We start from the raw sequence: 18,396 nt of genomic DNA, 5'->3' as shown, positions 1-18,396 counted from the left end.
ATGGTCACCCCTGGCACGCCGCCTGGAGCCCCGGGCCGCTCCAACGGCATCTGCGGGCCCGCCGCCCCCGGCGTCCTGGCCGCCACCACCGCCCTGGAAGGGCTGGAAGCACGACTGGGCCTCGTCGACCTGCCCTACGCGCTGCCCGGCGCCGCCGAGGCCGCCGCGCGCGCGGCCCGGGTCGCCGACCAGCTCGGCGACTACATCCTCCCCCGCCTCGCCAGCATCGACGCCCCACTGCTCGCCGTGGTCGGCGGCTCGACGGGCGCCGGGAAGTCCACCCTCGTGTCCTCCCTCATCCGCAGGCGCGTCGCCGCGGCCTCAGCCATCCGCCCGACCACGCGGCGCCCCCTGCTCCTCCACGCCCCCGCCGACGAGCCCTGGTTCGCCTCAGACCGGGTCCTCGGCTCCCTGGCCCGCGTGCGCGTGCCCGAGGACGCTCCGCCCAGCGCGCCGATCACCACCGCCGACGGCGAGGCCCCCGCCTCCTGGAGGGAGCTGGAGGTCCGCTCCTGCCGCGAGCTGCCCCCGGGGCTCGCGCTCCTGGACGCCCCTGACGTCGACTCGGTCGTCGACGAGAACCGCGAGCTCGCCGCCACCCTCCTCGCCTCCGCCGACCTGTGGGTGTTCGTCACCACGGCGGCCCGCTACGCCGACGCCGTCCCCTGGCAGCACCTGCGGGCAGCCGCCGAGCGGGACATCGTCGTCGCCGTCGTCCTCGACCGCGTCCCCGCCGGCGCTGCCGCCGACGTCGAGGCCGACCTGCGGCGCCGCCTCGCCTCCGCCGGGCTCGCCACGTCACCCGTCATCGCCATCCCCGAGACCCCCCTGGACGCCGAGGGCCTCCTGCCCGTCCCGCTCATCGCCCCCCTGCGGGACTGGCTCACCACCCTGGCCGCCGACGCCGAGGCCCGCCGCGGCGTCGCCCGACGGACGCTCGCCGGGGCCCTGGGCAGCGCCTTGGCGCAGATCGAGCTGCTAGCCGACGAGCTCGACGCCCAGGCCCGGGAGCGCCACGAGCTCGCCGAGGCGGCCTTCGCCGCCCACGCCGAGGCCGCGCAGCGGATCAACGCCGCCTGCGCCGACGGATCCATGCTGCGCGGCGAGGTCCTGGCCCGCTGGCAGGAGTACATCGGCGCCTCCGGGATGCTCAGGGGGCTCGAGACTCAAGTCGGACGCGTCCGCGATCGCCTCAGCGCCGCCCTGCGCGGCCGGCCGGGCCCCGCCCAGCGCGTCGAGGACGCCATCGAGTCCTCCCTGGCCACCCTCATCGTCGCCGAGGCCCAGCGCGCCTCGATCGTCACCGAGCGGGCCTGGCAGCGCGCCGGCACCGCGGCTCCCGCCCTGGAGGCCGCTCGCGCGGCCCTCCCCGGCCAGGAGGCCCTCACTGAGCGGGCCACCGCCCTCGTCCACGAGTGGCAGGAAGGGCTCCTGGGCCTCGTGCGGGCCGAGGGCGCCGACAAGCGCCTCACCGCCCGGCTCATCTCCCTCGGCGTCAACGGGGTCGGCGTGGCCCTCATGATCGTCGTCTTCGCCCACACCGGGGGCCTGACCGGGGGAGAGGTCGGTATCGCCGGGGGCACCGCCCTCATCGCCCAGCGGCTCCTCGAGGCGGTCTTCGGCGACCAGGCCATGCGTGCCATGGCCGAGCGCGCGCGGATCGACCTCGACGCCCGCGTCCACGCGCTCGTCAACGAGCGGGCATCGTTCCTGGCCTCCGCCCTGCGCCAGCCCTCACCCATGGGCCCCGAGCTGAGACAGGCCGCGCGCGCCGCTGCCTCCGCTCTCGAGGCCACCAGCGGCGTCACCGAGGAGGGCCGCTCATGAGCGGGACCGCGCCCGAGCCCGCCAGGCGTGCCACGCGCGAGAACCCCGCGGCCCGGAGCCTCGCGGAGGCACTCGGGGCGCTCCGGAGGATCATCGAGCTCGGCGACGGTCTCGGCCTCGGAGAGGATCTCGACGAGGCCCGCGAGATCGTCGCGCGCGCGGGCGCGCGGGCCTCACTGGCACCGGGGCGCACCGTCATCGCCCTGGCCGGAGCGACAGGCTCGGGCAAGTCCTCCCTCCTCAACGCGCTCGCCGGGGCGCCCATCGCCCGGACCGCCGTCACCAGGCCCACCACCATCCGCCCCCTCGCCCTCCTGCCGGGCGGGCGCGCCGATGGCGAGGCGTCCGCGCTCCTGGGCTGGCTCGGCGTCGATGAGCGCGTCGTCGCGCCGCTGGCAGGGGCGGTCCCCGCCGACGCGATCATCCTCGACCTGCCCGACGTCGACTCCGACGCGCCCGAGCACAGGCTCATCGCCGAGCGCATGGCCGCCCAGGTCGACGCCCTCGTGTGGGTGCTCGATCCCGAGAAGTACGCCGACGCCGTCCTCCACAAGGACTTCATCGCGCCCATGGCCGCCCACGCGGAGGTCACCCTCGTGGTCCTCAACCAGGCCGACAGGCTCGACGCCGCCTCACGCGAGCAGGTGGGCGCCGACCTGCGCCGCCTCCTGGCCCGTGAGGGCCTGGCCGGTACCGCCCCCATCCTGGCCTCCGCCCGCACCGGCGAGGGGATCGACGCCCTGCGAGGCGCCTTGGAGCGCATCGCCCAGGCGCGCACCGCCTCAGCCCTCCGGCTGCGGGCCGATGCGCGTCGGGCCGCGACCCGGCTGCGCGAGCGCTTCGGGGGCGGCGGGGCAGGGGCGCCCATCGACGGCCGGCGCCTCGCCGAGGCGGCCTCCCGCGCGGCCGGCGCCGAGGTCGTCGCCAGCGCCGTTCGCGCGGCCACGATCCATCGCGGGGCGCTGAGCGTCGGGTGGCCGCCGGTGCTATGGGTCCGCCGATTCCGGGCCGATCCGCTCGCCGCCCTCCACCTGCGGGGCGCCTCTCCCTCGCGCTCCAGCAGGGCGGGGGAGGGGCCGAGGCCTCTCGACGCCGTCGCGCGCACATCCCTGCCCGAGCCGAGTCCCGTGGCCGTGGGGCTCCTGCGAACCGAGGCGCACCGCCTCGCCGCGGACGCCAGCGCCCACCTGCCAGGGACGGCCCGGGACGCCATGCTCCAGCGCATGGATGAGCGCGCCGAGGCGATCGGCCGTGCAGCTCGACGAGGCCATCGCCCGCGCCGACCTGGGGATGCGCGCCCCCCGCTGGTGGTCGGTCGCCTCAGCCCTCCAATGGCTCGCCCTGGCCGTGGCGATCGCCGGGGGCGTCTGGCTGGCCGCGCTGTGGGGCATGCGGGACCTGCTGCTCATCGCTGTCGAGCCACCCCGCTGGGGCCTCGTGCCCTGGCCCGTCGTCCTGCTCGCAGGCGGCCTGGCCGGCGGAGCCCTGCTGGGGGCCATCGGCGTGGCGGCCGTGCGCGCGGGCGCCAAACGGCGCGCGGCACGGGCCAGGAGACGCCTGCGGCGGGCGACCGACGCCGTCGTCGAGTCACGGCTCATCGAGCCCCTGCGCGCCGAGCGCGGGCACTGGGACGAGCTGGGCGCGATGGCCGCAGGCCTCAGCCGGCACGAGCGCTGACTGGTCTCGACCGGCGCTGCCCCACGCGCGTCAGGGCTCGACTCTGAGGACCGGGACGCGGATCGCCCCCGGCCGGAGCACCGGCCGGGGGCGATCACGCCTCATCGCTGTGAGCGCGGGCGCTCAGTCGTCATCGCGCCGCGAGCCCCAGGACCCGCGGTTGTCCCGGTTTCCGCGGTAACCGCCGCCGCGGTTCCCCCCGAAGCGGTTGCCCCCACGGTCGTCGCGCCCGGAGCGGTAGCCGCGGTCGTCCCGGAAGCCCGAGTCACGGCCGCCGCGGTCCTCCCAACGACGGCCGCCGCGATCGTCCCGGTACCCGCCGCGGCGGTCGTCGTAGCGGCCGCGATAGCCGCGATCGCCGCGGTCCTCCCAGCGGTTCCCGCCGCGATCACCCCGACCGCCGCGGAAGCCGCGGTCGTCCCGCTCCCCGCGTCGGCGGCGGTCATTGGGGCCGGACCAGCCGTGGCCCGGGCCCTCGTCGGGGCGGATGCGCAGCTCTCGCCCGGAGAAGGTCGCGTGCCGCACGGCCTCGAGCTGGTCCTCGCTCAGCGGCGCGTGGATGGTGACGAGGGAGAAGGACTGCAGGATGTCGATCTTGCCGATATCCGAACCGCTGATCCCGCCCTCATTGGCCAGGGCGCCCACGATCGCGCCGGGCATGACCCGGTCGCGATGGCCGACCTCGATCCGGTAGACGGTGCCGGGGCCCTCGTGCTCGCGGCGCCCGCCGCGCGAGGCGCCCGGCTTGCCCTCGGGGCGCTCGCGACGGCGGCTCTCGCGGCCTCCCTCGAAGCTGGCCGAGACGAAGGCGCCCTCGTCGTCGACGCTCACCTTGCGCCGCTCGCGGCCCCGGCGCGGGCGGTCGTCGTCGTGGCGGCGCTGCGGCCCCTCGTCGCCCACCGCGAGGGCGAGCAGGGTGGCAGCGAGTTCCTCGGCGTCGATGCCCAGATCGGCGGTGGTGCCGGCGATGAGCGGGGTGTACATGCCCAGGCGGCCGCGCTCGTGGCGGGCGGCGGCCTTGGCCAGGAGCTTGCGGGCGCGGTGCGCGGAGACGTCGGCGGGGGAGGGCAGGGTGATCTCCTCCAGGCGGGTGCCGGTCAGGCGCTCGATCTGGCGGAGCTTGCTCTTCTCCTTGGGGGTGAGGAAGGTGACGGCCTCGCCGTGGCGGCCGGCGCGGCCGGTGCGCCCGATGCGGTGGACGTAGGCCTCGGCCTCGCGGGGCACATCGAAGTTGACGACGAGCCCGATGCGGTCCACGTCCAGCCCGCGGGCCGCGACGTCAGTGGCGACGAGGACGTCGAGGGTGCCCGCGCGCAGGCGCTCGACGAGCCGCTCGCGCTCGCGCTGGGGGACGTCCCCGGAGATCGCGGCGGCCTGGATGCCCCGCCCGGCCAGCTCGATGGCGACATCCTCGGCGGTGGACTTGGTGCGCACGAAGACGATGGCGGCCTGCGCCTCGGTGACCGCCAGGACGCGGGAGACCGCGCCGATCTTGTGGCGGAAGGGGACCACCGCGTAGGTCTGGTGAACGGTGTCGACGGTGGAGGACTGGCGGGAGACCTCGATGCGCGCGGGGTCGACGAGGTGCTCGGCGGCCACCCGCTCGATGGCGGGCGGCATGGTGGCGGAGAACAGCGCGGTGCGGCGATCGGAGGGCAGGGAGGCGGCGATGGTCTCCACGTCCTCGGCGAAGCCCATGCGCAGCATCTCGTCGGCCTCGTCGAGGACGAAGTACTTCACCGCGTCCAGGACGAGCGCGCCCTTGTCGATGAGGTCGATGACGCGGCCCGGCGTGCCGACGACGACCTGCGCGCCGGATTTGAGCGCGCCGATCTGGGGGCCGTAGGGGGCGCCGCCGTAGACGGCGACGACGTCGAGGCCGCGCGAGCGCGACGCCATCTCCGTGATCGCGTCGGCGGACTGGAGGGCGAGCTCGCGGGTGGGGGCGAGCACGAGGGCCTGGACCTCCCCGTCGCGGGCGTCGACGGCGTCGAGGAGGGGGAGCCCGAAGGCTGCGGTCTTGCCGGTGCCGGTCTGGGCCACGCCGACGACATCGCGCCCGTCCAGGAGGACCGGGATGGCCTCGCGCTGGATGGGGGTGGGGGTCGTGTAGCCCATGTCGGTGACGGCCTTGAGCAGGTCGGCGGGCAGGCCGAGGTCGGAGAAGGTGGCCTCGGCCTGCGCGCCACCATCGTCGCGGGCGGAGTCCTCGGGCTCGTCATCGGCGTCGGAGGGATCGAAGGGCGCGTGGCCATCGACATCCTCCTCATCGATGTCGGCGCCGTCGTCAGCCTGCTCGGCCTCGTCGGGCGCGTCGTCCTCGGGGTCGGACTCGGGCAGGGCGCGGTCGACGTCGTCCTCCTCGTCCTCGTGCTCGACGTCCTCGGGGTCCTCGGGGGTGTCGGAGGAGGCCGGGGTGTCGAAGGAGGTCGCTGAGACGGCCTCGCCGCTAGCGCCGACGCGGGCCGCGGCGGGCGAGGCGATCCCCTCCGCGGAGGCGCTGAAGAGGGCGTCGATGCTGAGGGGCCCGTGCTCGTCGGAGGCGGACGGGTTCTGAGTGGTCATTGAGTTCTTCCCAGGTTCTGGCCGTGAGGCCCTCGCGGAGTGTGGGGGAGCGCCGGTCGGCCTCCTCTCTTGCCGCACCTGGCCCACCACACTCGCCCACCGGCGCCCGCCGCGCGAAGGCGCGGACACGCTGAGGGGCTTGACGCACAGACTCACGGGCACACTCGTCCGCGCCGCTTCCCAATGCGCTGCCGACCGCCGCGGGGCGGCAGGGGCCCGGGGGTGCCCGGGGAGAAGCTTGGTGAAGGGTGCGGGAGTCCCGAACGGGGTTCTCAGGACGCGGATCACTCCTGAATCCAGCGTAGATGAGGCTGGGAGGTGGACCGGGACGCGCCGCAACAGGTCACAAGTGATATAGGTCTCGGGGGTGGGTGCTGAGTCAAGTTGCGCCGATTCTCACCTGCGGGTATGTGTGGGGCTCTCGGCGAGAGAATGGCCTGGTCGATGACGATTCGCTGATGGCCGGCCCCCGTTCGGGGCTCGATCTGCCGCAGGATCACACGACTGACGCGGCTCGGACGCTACTATATGGCTGTACCCACGTGGCCGCAGCCCCGAGCGGCCTTGACGTTCCCGGGCCCGTCGGAGACGGAGGGCCCGCCTGAGACAGGAAGCGCACCCGCCGAGATGTCCCGATCCCTGTGCCGTCCGGGCCTCGAGCCCCCCCGCGCCGCGATGGTCCTACCCGCGGCGCTAGGCATCGTCCTCACAGCGGGCCTCGGCCTCGGCTCCATCGCCGTGAGCCCCACCGCCGGAGCCGATGAGCTCGGTCCGAAGGCCGCTCAGACCTCCGAGGCGGTCCCTGCCGCCGTGGACGGCGCTAAGGCTTCCACCCCCCGGGTCAACCGCCCCATCGACCAGATCGTCGATCGGTCCGGGGGCCCCGTCCAGGAGTTCGCCGATGGCCCCGCGCGCGATGCGGGAACCGCGAAGGCGACGGCCGATTCCGATGACGTGGATCCGGCCCCGGCCCCCATGAGGGCGCGGCAGGTCAACAACCTCCGCCGTGAGACGGCGGCGCCGAGCCCGGCCCCGAGCCCCACCGCCTCGCCGTCGCCATCTGCGTCCGCCGAGCAGGCCGGCTCCCCCTCGGCCGCGCCGAGCGCGCCCGCCACCGCGTCACCCTCCGCCTCGCCCACGGCCTCCTCGTCGGCCACGGCCGCCGGGGCCGCTGACGCGTCGCCCTCCGCCACTCCTTCCGCCTCTCCCAGCGCGAGCGCCGCGGCGTCCCCCAGGGCGATCACCGGGAAGCCCAGGGTCGAGCTCGGCGACGGGGGCTCGTTCAGCACGACGGCGCTCGCCGTCAAGGGCTCGAACTGGGCCGACGCGAAGGGCAACGCCCTCAACGGCACCATCAACATGACAGTCGCCCTGCGCGGCGCGGGGGGCGCGATTGACCGCCAGGCCACGATTCCGGTGAAGATGGAGGACGGCGCCTTCTCCACCACGGTCGACGCCGAGTCCCTCTTCAAGCTGACCACGAAGGATCTCGTGGACAACGGGAGGTTCCGCCTGCGGGTCTCCTCGCCCGATGGCGGCCGGGTCGAGACAAGGCTGTTCTTCTTCGTCCCGGGGGGCGCGCCCGCTCCTCGGCCGACCGGTGCGCCCACGGCGCGGCCGAGCACTCCCGCTCCCACGGGCGGGCCCACCGCTCCGGCGCCGAGCGCCGACCCCAAGCCCGCCCCCACGGCGGAGCCGACCACGGCCCCGACCACGCGGCCCGCGCCGCCGGTCCCGGAGCCCCCGGCCCCCGAGCCGTCGGCGCCCGCGCCCACCGCTCCGGCGCCGAGCGCCGACCCCAAGCCCGCCCCCACGGCGGAGCCGACCACGGCCCCGACCACGCGGCCCGCGCCGCCGGTCCCGGAGCCCCCGGCCCCCGAGCCGTCGGCGCCCGAGGCGCCCACCCCTGAGGCCTCGCCCACAGCCGGGGCGCCGACCGCCCCAGGCCCGCTCCCGGAGGCGCCCGCGACCGATCCCGCGGCCCCCGTGGCGCCGCCCACCATCATCGCCACCCTGCCCCCCGCGCCCGCGGAGGAGCCCACCCCGGAGCGGCCCGAGGCCTCGTCGAGCGCGAGCCCGTCCGCTCAGCCCACTGAGCCCAAGCCCTCGGACCCGCCCCGCAGCCCCGTGACCGACGGCAGCCAGTTGACCGCCGACAACGCCGGCTCCCTGTCCGGCGGGCGTCAGGGCGACCACGTCAGCCTCGTCCTGCCGAAGGACAAGGCGAAGGAGGGCGACTGGGTCGCGGTCTTCCGCTACCCGGGTGGCAAGAGCGCCGGTTGGGTCCAGGTGGACCACTCCAACTCCGTCAAGGTCGACATCTCCAACATCGACGCCGGATCTCACAAGCTCGCGATCGCGGGCCGCGATTCCCAGCTCCTGGGATGGGTCCAGCTGGAGATCGCCCGCACGGACACGGTCAACACCGACCTCATGGAGAAGGCGAACAGAGGGCCGGTCAATGAGGCCGTCCTCGGCGGCGACGACTGGATGCTCATCAGCGCCGCCGGGATCCTCACCGCGGGCGCGGCCGCCTACATGTTCCTGGCCCGTCCGCGCGCGAGGCGCCCAGTCCAGTGAGCGCCGGGCGAATGAGAAGGCGTCGCCGGGGGAGCGCCGTCGCACTGGCGGTGATGCTCTCCCTGGGCGTGGCCGCGGGCGTGGGCCCCACCGCCGCCCCGCCGGCGGTCGCCGAGGACTCTGTCGGCGGAGAATCAACCACGGGCACGGCATCGACCGTCAGCCCCTCGACGATCGCCTCGGGCGGCTCGCTGAGCTACACCCTCTCCGGATTCCCGCCCGGGGCCACCGTGCAGGTCCTCATCGACGACGGCGCCGTCGGGCCCGGGCAGAGCCCCACCGTGGGCACCGGCTCGCCGACGGGAGGAGCGGTCGCCCAGTTCACCGTGCAGCCCGACGGCACGCACTCCGGGGCCTTCGAGCTCCCCGGCTACGTCCCGTCCGGCACCCACTGGCTGCGGTTCCGCGTCATCGGCGGCCCGGACGTCCCGACCTCCACGGTCCGCACCGCCGACTACACCAACAAGAGCCCGTTCTTCACGGTCGGCGCCGTCACCGTCATTGGCGGCGATGCGCCCACCGCGCCAGCGGCGACCGCCTCCCCGGAAGCGTCCGACGGCGCCTCTGCGACCAATGGCGCCACAGGCGCCCCGGAGACGACCGCGGCGGCGATCGCGGAGGCCAGCAGTAATCCTGGCGACTCCGGCGACACCTCGCCGGTCGAGGTCAAGGAGGATTCGTTCCCCGTCGTGGGCGCCTGCGTCCTAGGCCTGTCCGTCCTCCTGGTCATCCTCGCCGCCACCGTGGGGACCAACCGCTGGATCCTGGCCAGGCAGCGCCGTCGCACCGACTCCGCCATCCCTGAGTACTGACGCCCCGCCGGCTGGGTAGGCTTGCCCCCGGCGCCCGCCCGTCTCGCGGTGCGCCCCGACGGGCACCGGTCTCAGTGCCCCGAATGGGAAGGAACCCAGCTCCATGCTGCGAACCCACACCGCGGGCTCACTTCGCGCCTCCGACATCGGCACCACCGTCACCCTCGCCGGATGGGTGGACCGCCGCCGGGACCATGGGGGCGTCGCCTTCATCGACCTGCGCGATTCCTCGGGCATCGCCCAGGTCGTCATCCGTGAGGAGATCGCCCACGACCTGCGCGCCGAGTACGTCCTGGCCGTCACGGGCGAGGTGAGCGCCCGCCCCGAGGGCAATGCCAACCCCAACCTCCCCACCGGTGAGATCGAGGTCGTCGTCACCGACGTCGAGGTCCTCAACGCCGCCGCCCCCCTGCCCTTCCAGGTCTCCGACCACGCCGAGGACGCCGGGCACGTCGGTGAGGAGGCGCGCCTCAAGCACCGTTACCTCGACCTGCGTCGCACGCCCATGCAGCGGGCCATCCGCCTGCGCGCCAAGGTCTCCGCCGCCGCGCGCCGCGTGCTGGACTCCCACGGCTTCGTCGAGATCGAGACCCCCACCCTCACCCGCTCCACGCCCGAGGGCGCCCGCGACTTCCTGGTGCCCGCCCGCCTGGCCCCCGGCTCCTGGTACGCCCTGCCGCAGTCCCCCCAGCTGTTCAAGCAGCTGCTCATGGTGGCCGGCATGGAGCGCTACTACCAGATCGCCCGCTGCTACCGCGACGAGGACTTCCGGGCGGACCGCCAGCCCGAGTTCACCCAGCTCGACGTCGAGATGAGCTTCGTGACCCAGGAGGACGTCATCGCGGTCGCCGAGGACGTCCTGCGCGAGGTCTGGGCCCTGATCGGTCACGACCTGGCCACTCCCATCCCGCACATGACCTATGCCGACGCCATGGAGAAGTACGGCACCGACAAGCCCGACCTCCGCTTCGGCTGCGAGCTCGTCGACCTCACCGACTACTTCAAGGACACCACCTTCCGCGTGTTCCAGAACCCCTACGTGGGCGCCGTCGTCATGCCCGGGGGCGCGTCCCAGTCGCGCCGCACCTTCGACGCCTGGCAGGACTGGGCCAAGCAGCGCGGCGCCAAGGGCCTGGCCTACGTCACCGTGGGGGATGACGGCGAGCTCGGCGGGCCCGTCGCCAAGAACATCACCGACGCCGAGCGCGCCGGCCTCGCCCGGGCCGCCGGCGCGGCCCCCGGTGACTGCGTCTTCTTCGCCGCCGGCCCCGTCGACTCCTCGCGAGCGCTCCTGGGGGCCGCCCGCCTCGAGATCGGCAAGCGCTGCGGGCTCATCGATTCCGACGCCTGGTCCTTCGTGTGGGTCGTCGATGCCCCGATGTTCAAGCCGAGCACCGAGGCCCGCGCCGAGGGCGATGTCGCGCTGGGCGCCTCGGCCTGGACCGCCGTCCACCACGCCTTCACCTCGCCCAAGCCCGAGTGCCTCGACACCTTCGACGCCGACCCGGGCAACGCCCTGGCCTACGCCTATGACATCGTGTGCAACGGCAACGAGATCGGCGGCGGGTCCATCCGCATCCACCGCCCCGACGTTCAGGAGCGGGTCTTCAAGGTCATGGGCATCGGGGAGGCGGAGGCCCACGAGAAGTTCGGCTTCCTGCTCGACGCGTTCAAGTTCGGCGCCCCGCCGCACGGCGGCATCGCCTTCGGCTGGGACCGCATCGTCTCACTTCTCACCAAGGCCGAGTCGATCCGCGATGTCATCGCCTTCCCCAAGTCCGGGGGCGGCTACGACCCCCTGACCGAGGCCCCCGCGCCGATCACCGCCGAGCAGCGCGAGGAGGCCGGCGTCGACGCCGTCCCCGGCGGCAAGGACTGACCCTGGCGCGGATCCCCACGCGGAGAACCGCGGCGGGCGGCGCGGATTCGCGCCGCCCGCCGCGGCTTCGTATGCGATGGGCGAGGAGCCGTCCTCAGGCCGCGTGGGCGCAGGTGGGGCAGGCGCAGTCCGCGCAGGCGCACGAGGAGCAGGAGTCCGAGCAGTGCTCGCACTGGCAGGTGTTGTGGTTGCAGGTGGGGCAGGCGCAGTCCGCGCACTCGCACACGGCGCAGGCATCCGAGCAGTGCTCGCACTGGCACGCGGCGCACTCGTCGTAGTGGCCGCCGTCCTCGCGGTGGGCGTGGCCGTCGTGGATGTAGTCGACGTGGTCCCCGTGGATGACGGCGAGGTGCCCGCAGTCGGGACCGTGGGTGTGGTTGTGGGCCTCAGCGGGGCGGTGCTCAATGGTGGCAGTCATGGTCATGCTCCTTGGTGTGCTTGATGGCGTCGAGAACGATGTGGGCGACGTGCTCATCGATGATCGAGTAGCTCTGCCGCCTGCCGTCGCGCCGCGCCTCGACGAGATGCGCCTCGCGAAGGACTCGCAGGTGGTGGGAGACGAGGGGCTGGGAGACGCCGGTGAGGTCGACGAGCTCGGTGACATCCGCGCTGCCCTGGGTCAGGCGGTGGATGATCGTGGCCCGAACGGGATTCGCCAGCGCCTTGAACAGACGGATGACCGCTGAGTCCTCGTCGAGCACCACAACCTGCTGCATGCGAGGAACTTTATATCAACGTGCGCGCATATGCAAGTCGATTCATGTGTCGCGCTGCCTGCCCCCCCTCCCGGATCCGCCCCGAACCGGATGGGGTAGGGGCACAATGGTCACCATGTCGCGCTACATCGATTTGCACCCGGTCAACCCCCAGGCCCGTCTCATCACGAAGGTCGTCGAGCGGCTCCGCTCCGGTGCCCTCGTCGCCTATCCGACCGACTCCGGATACGCCCTGGCCTGCGCGCCCGGGAACAAGGAGGGCCTGGACCGGATCCGCGCCATCCGCCAGCTCGACGACAAGCACAACTTCACCTTCGTGTGCGCCGACTTCGCCCAGGTCGGTCCGCTGGCGATCGTCGGCAACAACGCGTTCCGCCTCATCAAGCGGCTCACCCCCGGTCCCTGGACCTTCATCCTCAAGGGCACCAAGGAGGTGCCCCGGATGACCCTCAACGCCAAGAAGCACACGTTGGGCGTGCGCATCCCCGAGCACCCCGTGGCCCAGGCGCTCGTCGCCGAGTTCGGCGCGCCGATCCTCTCCTCCACCCTCATCCGCCCGGGCAGGACCGTTCCCGAGTCGCGCGGCTGGGAGATCGAGGAGGGCCTCGGGCACCTCATTGACGTCGTCATCGAGGGTGAGGTCGCCTCGGTCGAGCCGACGACGGTCGTGGACCTTACATCGGACGCGCCCGAGGTCGTGCGCCAGGGCTCAGGCGACCCCGGTCTCATCTGACGCGGGCGCCGAACCGCCCTCGGGCTCGCGGGCGCCAGCGGTTCCCTCTGTCGCCCCTGGGGCGTCGACCACCCTGACGCCCGCCCAGCGCCGCAGGAACGACGGCGCCCACCAGCCGCGCGGGCCCAGCAGGCTCATCGCCGCGGGGAACAGGAGCAGGCGCACGATCACCGCGTCGATGACGACCATGAGCGCCAGGATGAGGCTCACCTCCTTGACCGCGATGAGCCTGCCGGTGGTGAAGCCCGCGAGGACCACCAGGAGGAGCGACCCCGCCACCGAGAGGATCCTCCCGGTGCCCTGGAGGCCGGCCGCGATGACGGCGTCGCCCTGCTCACCGTGCGCTCTGAGGTCCCTCACGCGCGTCAGGACGATGAGCTCCCGGCTCATGGCGAGCCCGGCTCCCAGGGCGAGCGCCGTGGCGACGGCGTAGCCCTCCACGCCGCCGATCGGCGTCACGCCCAGGGCGCCCGCCAGGTAGCCGTCCTGGAACAGGAGGGTCGCCGCGCCCAGGGAGGCGGCCAGGGACAGGGCCGTGGTCAGGAGCGCCAGCAGCGGGATGATGAGCGATCCCGTCATCATGAGCATGAGGATCATGGCTGCGCCCATGCCGATGACGATCATCGTCGGCAGCGCGCCCAGGAGGGCGGAGCGGAAGTCCACCTGCGTCGCCGCCTTGCCGGTCACCCATGCGTCCGCCGGCGGGTTGAGCGCGCGAACCGCCGTGACGGCCCTCTCGGCGGATGGCGATGACGCCGAGCCCTCCAGGCTGAGGTAGGCCACCGTGTACTGGCCCGCCTTGGTCTGCGTCACGCTGGACACCCCGGGCGCGTGGGCCACCTGGTCGTCGATGAACGACGTCGCGGAATCCCCAGTGGCCTGCATGATGAGTACGGCATCGGTGGCGGCGAAGCTGGGGTACTGCTCCTCAAGGACGCGCTGGTACACCCGCTGCTCGGCGTCCGGGGGGAGGAGGTCGCGATCGGAGACCAGCAGGTGCAGGTGCCCCAGCGGCCACGCCAGCAGTGCCAGGAGAGCCGCGCAGGCCGCGAGGACCGGCCAGGGGCGGGCCTGTGCCCCGCGCGCGAGCGCCGCGAAGGCGCCCTCGTCCCGGGACGAGACGCGGACCGGGCGGACGAGGGCTCGCAGCACCGGCACCCGGCCGAGCAATGGGGGCCTGGCCATGAGTCCGTGCAGCAGGACGAGCGTGGCGGGGACGAGCGTGATCGCCGACAGGGCGGCGAGCGCCGCGACGATCGCCCCCGCGATCGCCGTCACCCGCAGTGAGGGCGCTCCCACCGCCACCAGCGCCGCCAGCGGCAGCGCCACCGCGACGGTGGTCACGAGAACCGTTCGCCCAGCCGTGAGCATCGTGCGCTCCATGGCCTCGGCGATGAGCGGGTCGCGGCGCCCGGCGCGGCGCCGCCGGCTACGGGCGGCGGGGGTCGCGGCCGTCTGCGGATCGGCGCGTCCGAGCTCCTCGCGGAAGCGGACGGTCATGAGCAGGGCGTCGTTGATCGACAGGCCCAGGCCGATCATCGTGACGACGGCGACCTCCAGCCCTCCCGAGTCCTCCGTGAGGCTCGTGAGCCAGAGCACGCCAAGGCTCGAGACGATCGAGGCGATCCCGCCGAGCAGCGGCATCCCCGCCACGAGGAATCCCCCGAGGACCAGGACCATGATGATGAGCGCCGCGGGCAGGGCGAGGGCCTCCCCGCGCGCGAGATCGGCCGCGGCCTGGTCATTGACCGCCTCCGACACGAGGGCATCCGTGGTGACGATGCCGCTGGCGCCCGGCGCGATCTGGCGCAGGTCGTCGGGCACGCGGCGCAGGCGGTCCGTGACGCGCTGGACGTCGCGGTGGAGCTTGCGGGCGTAGGCGGTGTCATCGGGGGAGGCGATGTCGCGGCCGTTGGGGTTGACGGTCACGAACATGAGGAAGCCACTGCGGTCCTGGGCGATGAAGGCCTGGACCCCCTTGTTCCCCAGGGGGTCCGGCACGACGAATGGGTCGGCCACGTTCACCTCGCCGACGAGGTCGTTGAGGTCGGCGTGGACCGGGGCCAGCGCGGCCGTGACCGCGTCGATCTGGGTGTTGAGGTCGAGGCCCGTCACCTGCAGGGTGACCGCCACCCCGTCCCCCTGCAGCGCCGAGTAGATGGCCTGGCCCTGAGCGCTCTGGGAATCGTCGATGGAGGTCTTGGTGGGGTCGAGGCGGTTGAAGAGCCCGTCGATGCCGACACCGCCGAGCGCGGCGGTGAGCAGCACGAAGGCGATGACGGCCCAGGTCGCGATGATGAACCAGGCGTCCTTGACGATGCGGCGGGCGAGCCAGGAGAGCATGGCGGCATTGTCCCACTGAATGGAACCGCCTCGCGGGCCCGGTGACGGCGCCCGGATGAGGATAGGGTCACCCTGTGGACCTGTTCGACGCCGTCGGCACCGATGAGGCGGGCCTGCCCGCCGACGCGCGCGCGCCGCTCGCCGTGCGCATGAGGCCGCGCGATCTCAACGAGGTCCTGGGCCAGGGGCACCTGCTCGGCCCCGGCTCCCCGCTGCGCAGGCTCGTCGAGCCGGCGGGCGGCGCGGGCGGCGCGGGCGTGTCGAGCGTCATCCTCTGGGGACCCCCGGGAACGGGCAAGACCACGCTCGCCTACCTCGTGGCACGCGGCTCGGGCCGGCGCTTCGTCGAGCTTCTCCGCGGTCACCGCCGGGGTCAAGGAGGTGCGCGCCGTCGTCGCCGATGCCAGGAGGCGCCTGGCGGCCTCGGGGGAGGAGACGGTGCTCTTCATCGACGAGGTCCACCGCTTCTCCAGGTCCCAGCAGGACGCCCTGCTGCCCAGTGTGGAGAACCGATGGGTGACCCTCGTGGCGGCCACCACCGAGAACCCCTCGTTCTCCGTGGTCTCACCGCTGCTGTCCCGGTCGCTGCTGCTGACCCTCCACCCGCTCGGTCCCGACGACATCCGCGCCCTGGTGTCCCGGGCGGTCACCGATGAGCGGGGGCTCGCGGGGGCGGTGGTGCTCGACGACGACGCGCGGGAGCAGATCGTGCGCGTGGCCGGATCGGACGCGCGCAAGTCGCTCACCGTGCTCGAGGCGGCCGCCGGCGCCGTCCTCGCGGCCCGGCCGCCGGGTGGGGGCGCCCCTGAGGATGGCGGGCCACCGGTGGTGGGGCTGGCCGACGTCGAGCGCGCCGCCGACATCGCCGCCGTGCGCTACGACCGCGCCGGCGACCAGCACTACGACGTCACCAGCGCCTTCATCAAGTCCATGCGCGGATCGGATCCCGACGCCACCCTGCACTACCTGGCCCGCATGATCGCCGCGGGGGAGGACCCGCGCTTCATCGCCCGGCGCATCGTCATCCACGCGGCGGAGGATGTCGGGCTGGCCGATCCCGGGGTCCTGGCCACCGCGGCGGCGGCGCAGCAGGCGGTCGCCATGATCGGGATGCCCGAGGCCCGCATCATCCTCGCCGAGGCGGCGCTCGCCGTGGCCACCGCGCCGAAGTCCAACGCGGTCATCACCGCCATCGAGTCCGCCATCGCGGACGTGCGCGCGGGCAAGGGCGGCGCCGTGCCCGCCCACTTGCGCGACGCGCACTACGCGGGCGCCTCCGGGCTCGGGCACGGCGAGGGGTACCGCTACCCCCACGACTACCCGCACGGCGTCGTCGCTCAGGACTACCTGCCTGAGGACCTGGCCGGCGCCTCCTACTACCGGCCCACAGGCCACGGCTTCGAGGCCGAGGTCGCCCGGCGCCTGGAGTCGATCCGATCCCTCACGCGCGGGGGGCGGTGATGGGCGATCGTCCGGCCGTTGGCCGACTGGCGCTCGCCGCCTGCGTCGGCCTGGGCGCGGGGGTGCTCTCGGGGCTGTTCGGCGTCGGGGGAGGCCTCGTCCTCGTGCCAGCCCTCGTGGCGATCCTGGGCATGGGCCAGCGCCGCGCGGCGGCGACCTCCCTCGTGGCGATCATCCCGGCGTCCCTGGCCGGGACGGTGACGTACGCGCTGCGCGGTGACGTCTCCCTCGCCGCGGCTCTCATCATCGTTCTCGGCTCTCTCGCGGGCGCGCGGATGGGCGCGTGCCTGCTCGCGGTCCTCCCAGCGCGGGTGCTGCCGTGGATCTTCATCGCCTTCGCCGCCTCAGTGCTCGTCATGGGGCGGGCGCGCGAGCCCGTGCGCGAGGCGGCGCTGAGCCTCGATGGAGCCCGTGAGCCTGGCGCGGTGGCGGCGCTCGTGGGCATCGGCCTCATCGCGGGGCTCCTGGCCGGCCTCGTCGGCGTGGGCGGGGGAGTGGTCATCGTCCCCGGTCTTGAGATGCTCGCCGGGGCGGGGGACCTCCTGGCGCGGGGGACATCGCTGGCGGCCATGGCGCCCACCGCCATCGCGGGGACGGTCTCGAACCTGCGCCGGGGCCTGCCGGACGCCCGCATCGGGATCGTGGTCGGGCTCGCCTCGGTGATCGGCTCGCCGCTGGGCGCCGTCGTCGCCCGGGAAGCTCAGCCCGAGGGCCGCCTCATGGCTGTTCTCCGCGTTCATCGTCGTCGCGATCGCCTCCGTGCTGGGACGGGCGCGGCCGCGCCGGGGCCCGCGGATCCCCCGCCGCGGGAGAGCGGGCGCTGAGGATCTGCTCACACGCCGGCCCCCGGGGCGGTGAGCGCGGGGCGGCCTGCGCTAGAGTACCGGCGCCGCCCAGACGCGAGCCCGTGGACCGCCCGGTCCTCAGAGCCGCGCCGGGCGCCTGGGGTCCTGGCCCGATCGCTCCGATCAGAGGCTGACCCCGCGCCGCGAGCGCCCGCCCGCGGCGTGCGATCACTCCGACAGGAAGAACACAGGTATGAGCTCTTCGCGCTCCCGCCGCCAGGTGCGCCTCTCGCGCGCCCTCGGCATCCCGCTGACCCCCAAGGCCGTTCGCTACTTCGAGAAGCGGCCCTACGGCCCCGGCGAGCACGGCCGCGCCCGCCGCCGCACCGAGTCCGACTACGCCGTCCGCCTCAAGGAGAAGCAGCGTCTGCGTGCCCAGTACGGCATCCGCGAGGCGCAGCTCCAGCGCGTCTTCGAGGAGGCCCGCCGCGAGAAGGGCCTGACCGGTGAGTCGCTCGTCGAGCTGCTCGAGATGCGCCTGGACGCCCTCGTCCTGCGCGCCGGCATCGCCCGCACGATCGCCCAGGCCCGCCAGGCCGTCGTGCACCGCCACATCGTCGTCGACGGCAAGGTCGTCGACCGGCCCTCCTACCGCGTGCGCCCCGGCCAGACCATCCAGGTCCGCAGCCGCTCCCAGGTCATGGTGCCCTTCCAGGCCGCTGCGGCCGGCGTTCACCGTGACGTCCTCCCGGCAGTGCCGGAGTACCTCAAGGTGGACCTCGAGAAGCTCTCCGCCACCCTGGTGCGCCGGCCCAAGCGCGACGAGGTCCCGGTGACCTGTGACGTGCAGATGGTCGTCGAGTACTACTCCCGCTGAGCCGATCGGGCCCGCCCAGCGCGGGATGCCCCGCGCCGGACCGCCGGTGCGGGGCATCCCGCGTTCCAGGGGTAGGCTCGCCCCTGGGCAGAACCCGGTCCTCCGGCCGCCCTCGGCCGAAGGGCCCGGGCCCCGATCAGG

General features: G+C 74.0%; 12 protein-coding genes and 1 pseudogene. 9 read left to right on the top strand and 4 right to left on the bottom strand.

The window, feature by feature from the left end:
• Window positions 1-1,827: a dynamin family protein gene (locus tag ABXS69_RS06430; RefSeq protein WP_366179924.1), complete on the top strand. Its 1,827-nt coding sequence runs from the start codon at window positions 1-3 to the stop codon at window positions 1,825-1,827.
• Window positions 1,824-3,551, top strand: coding sequence for a GTPase (locus tag ABXS69_RS06425; RefSeq protein ID WP_366179923.1), 1,728 nt, complete (start codon window positions 1,824-1,826; stop codon window positions 3,549-3,551). The genes ABXS69_RS06430 and ABXS69_RS06425 overlap by 4 nt, the downstream gene beginning before the upstream one ends.
• Window positions 3,552-3,627: 76 nt before the next feature.
• Here ABXS69_RS06425 and ABXS69_RS06420 read toward each other — a convergent pair whose 3' ends face one another.
• Window positions 3,628-6,069 (bottom strand): DEAD/DEAH box helicase, encoded by a 2,442-nt coding sequence (locus ABXS69_RS06420; protein WP_366179922.1) that lies wholly within the window; start codon window positions 6,067-6,069, stop codon window positions 3,628-3,630.
• 627 nt (window positions 6,070-6,696) lie between these two features.
• Between ABXS69_RS06420 and ABXS69_RS06415 the strand changes: the two genes are divergently transcribed.
• From ABXS69_RS06415 to aspS, 3 genes are all read left to right on the top strand, one after another.
• The gene (locus ABXS69_RS06415; protein ID WP_366179921.1) at window positions 6,697-8,649 is read left to right on the top strand and encodes a hypothetical protein; all 1,953 of its coding nucleotides are present in this window, start codon (window positions 6,697-6,699) and stop codon (window positions 8,647-8,649) included.
• 11 nt (window positions 8,650-8,660) lie between these two features.
• Entirely contained in the window at window positions 8,661-9,461 is an 801-nt protein-coding gene (locus ABXS69_RS06410; RefSeq protein ID WP_366179920.1) for a hypothetical protein, read from the top strand.
• A gap of 103 nt (window positions 9,462-9,564) precedes the next feature.
• Window positions 9,565-11,340, top strand: coding sequence for an aspartate--tRNA ligase (aspS, locus tag ABXS69_RS06405; protein ID WP_366179919.1), 1,776 nt, complete (start codon window positions 9,565-9,567; stop codon window positions 11,338-11,340).
• Window positions 11,341-11,434: 94 nt separating this feature from the next.
• Here the strand turns inward: aspS and ABXS69_RS06400 are convergent, their stop codons facing one another.
• Both ABXS69_RS06400 and ABXS69_RS06395 read right to left on the bottom strand, forming a co-directional pair.
• Entirely contained in the window at window positions 11,435-11,758 is a 324-nt protein-coding gene (locus tag ABXS69_RS06400) for a hypothetical protein (protein ID WP_159523848.1), read from the bottom strand.
• Complete coding sequence (locus tag ABXS69_RS06395; protein WP_366179918.1) at window positions 11,742-12,056, bottom strand: metalloregulator ArsR/SmtB family transcription factor; 315 nt, start codon at window positions 12,054-12,056, stop codon at window positions 11,742-11,744. Before ABXS69_RS06395 ends, ABXS69_RS06400 begins: the two co-directional genes overlap by 17 nt.
• A 115-nt stretch (window positions 12,057-12,171) precedes the next feature.
• Between ABXS69_RS06395 and ABXS69_RS06390 the strand changes: the two genes are divergently transcribed.
• Window positions 12,172-12,789, top strand: a complete 618-nt coding sequence (locus ABXS69_RS06390) for an L-threonylcarbamoyladenylate synthase (RefSeq protein ID WP_366179917.1) — start codon at window positions 12,172-12,174, stop codon at window positions 12,787-12,789.
• Here ABXS69_RS06390 and ABXS69_RS06385 read toward each other — a convergent pair.
• On the bottom strand, window positions 12,766-15,132 hold the full coding sequence (locus tag ABXS69_RS06385; RefSeq protein ID WP_366179916.1) for an MMPL family transporter: 2,367 nt from the start codon (window positions 15,130-15,132) through the stop codon (window positions 12,766-12,768). The genes ABXS69_RS06390 and ABXS69_RS06385 overlap by 24 nt on opposite strands.
• Before the next feature lie 74 nt (window positions 15,133-15,206).
• On the opposite strand from ABXS69_RS06385, the pseudogene ABXS69_RS06380 reads away from it, so the two are divergent.
• From ABXS69_RS06380 to rpsD, 3 genes and pseudogenes are all read left to right on the top strand, one after another.
• Window positions 15,207-16,593: pseudogene (locus ABXS69_RS06380) on the top strand (replication-associated recombination protein A).
• Window positions 16,593-17,417 carry a sulfite exporter TauE/SafE family protein gene (locus ABXS69_RS06375; protein ID WP_366179915.1) on the top strand — a complete coding sequence of 275 codons (825 nt, stop codon included), beginning with the start codon at window positions 16,593-16,595 and terminating at the stop codon, window positions 17,415-17,417. The pseudogene ABXS69_RS06380 and the gene ABXS69_RS06375 overlap by 1 nt, the downstream one beginning before the upstream one ends.
• 214 nt (window positions 17,418-17,631) lie before the next feature.
• Window positions 17,632-18,255: a 30S ribosomal protein S4 gene (gene rpsD, locus ABXS69_RS06370; protein ID WP_080463396.1), complete on the top strand. Its 624-nt coding sequence runs from the start codon at window positions 17,632-17,634 to the stop codon at window positions 18,253-18,255.
• Window positions 18,256-18,396: the final 141 nt, after the last annotated feature.

The sequence above is a fragment of the Actinomyces timonensis genome (assembly GCF_040702965.1).
Lineage (GTDB): Bacteria > Actinomycetota > Actinomycetes > Actinomycetales > Actinomycetaceae > Actinomyces > Actinomyces timonensis_A.
The sequence above is the reverse complement of the archived record's forward strand: the minus strand, read 5'-3'. Positions and strand labels throughout refer to the sequence as shown.

Bases quoted from the DNA above. Each gene is read 5' to 3' on its own strand.
- ABXS69_RS06395 (WP_366179918.1), bottom strand. From the start codon at position 12,056: ATGCAGCAGGTTGTGGTGCTCGACGAGGACTCAGCGGTCATCCGTCTG.
- ABXS69_RS06385 (WP_366179916.1), bottom strand. From the start codon at position 15,132: ATGCTCTCCTGGCTCGCCCGCCGCATCGTCAAGGACGCCTGGTTCATC.
- ABXS69_RS06425 (WP_366179923.1), top strand. From the start codon at position 1,824: ATGAGCGGGACCGCGCCCGAGCCCGCCAGGCGTGCCACGCGCGAGAAC.
- rpsD (WP_080463396.1), top strand. From the start codon at position 17,632: ATGAGCTCTTCGCGCTCCCGCCGCCAGGTGCGCCTCTCGCGCGCCCTC.
- ABXS69_RS06375 (WP_366179915.1), top strand. From the start codon at position 16,593: ATGGGCGATCGTCCGGCCGTTGGCCGACTGGCGCTCGCCGCCTGCGTC.
- ABXS69_RS06415 (WP_366179921.1), top strand. From the start codon at position 6,697: ATGTCCCGATCCCTGTGCCGTCCGGGCCTCGAGCCCCCCCGCGCCGCG.
- ABXS69_RS06390 (WP_366179917.1), top strand. From the start codon at position 12,172: ATGTCGCGCTACATCGATTTGCACCCGGTCAACCCCCAGGCCCGTCTC.
- aspS (WP_366179919.1), top strand. From the start codon at position 9,565: ATGCTGCGAACCCACACCGCGGGCTCACTTCGCGCCTCCGACATCGGC.
- ABXS69_RS06400 (WP_159523848.1), bottom strand. From the start codon at position 11,758: ATGACTGCCACCATTGAGCACCGCCCCGCTGAGGCCCACAACCACACC.
- ABXS69_RS06430 (WP_366179924.1), top strand. From the start codon at position 1: ATGGTCACCCCTGGCACGCCGCCTGGAGCCCCGGGCCGCTCCAACGGC.
- ABXS69_RS06410 (WP_366179920.1), top strand. From the start codon at position 8,661: ATGAGAAGGCGTCGCCGGGGGAGCGCCGTCGCACTGGCGGTGATGCTC.
- ABXS69_RS06420 (WP_366179922.1), bottom strand. From the start codon at position 6,069: ATGACCACTCAGAACCCGTCCGCCTCCGACGAGCACGGGCCCCTCAGC.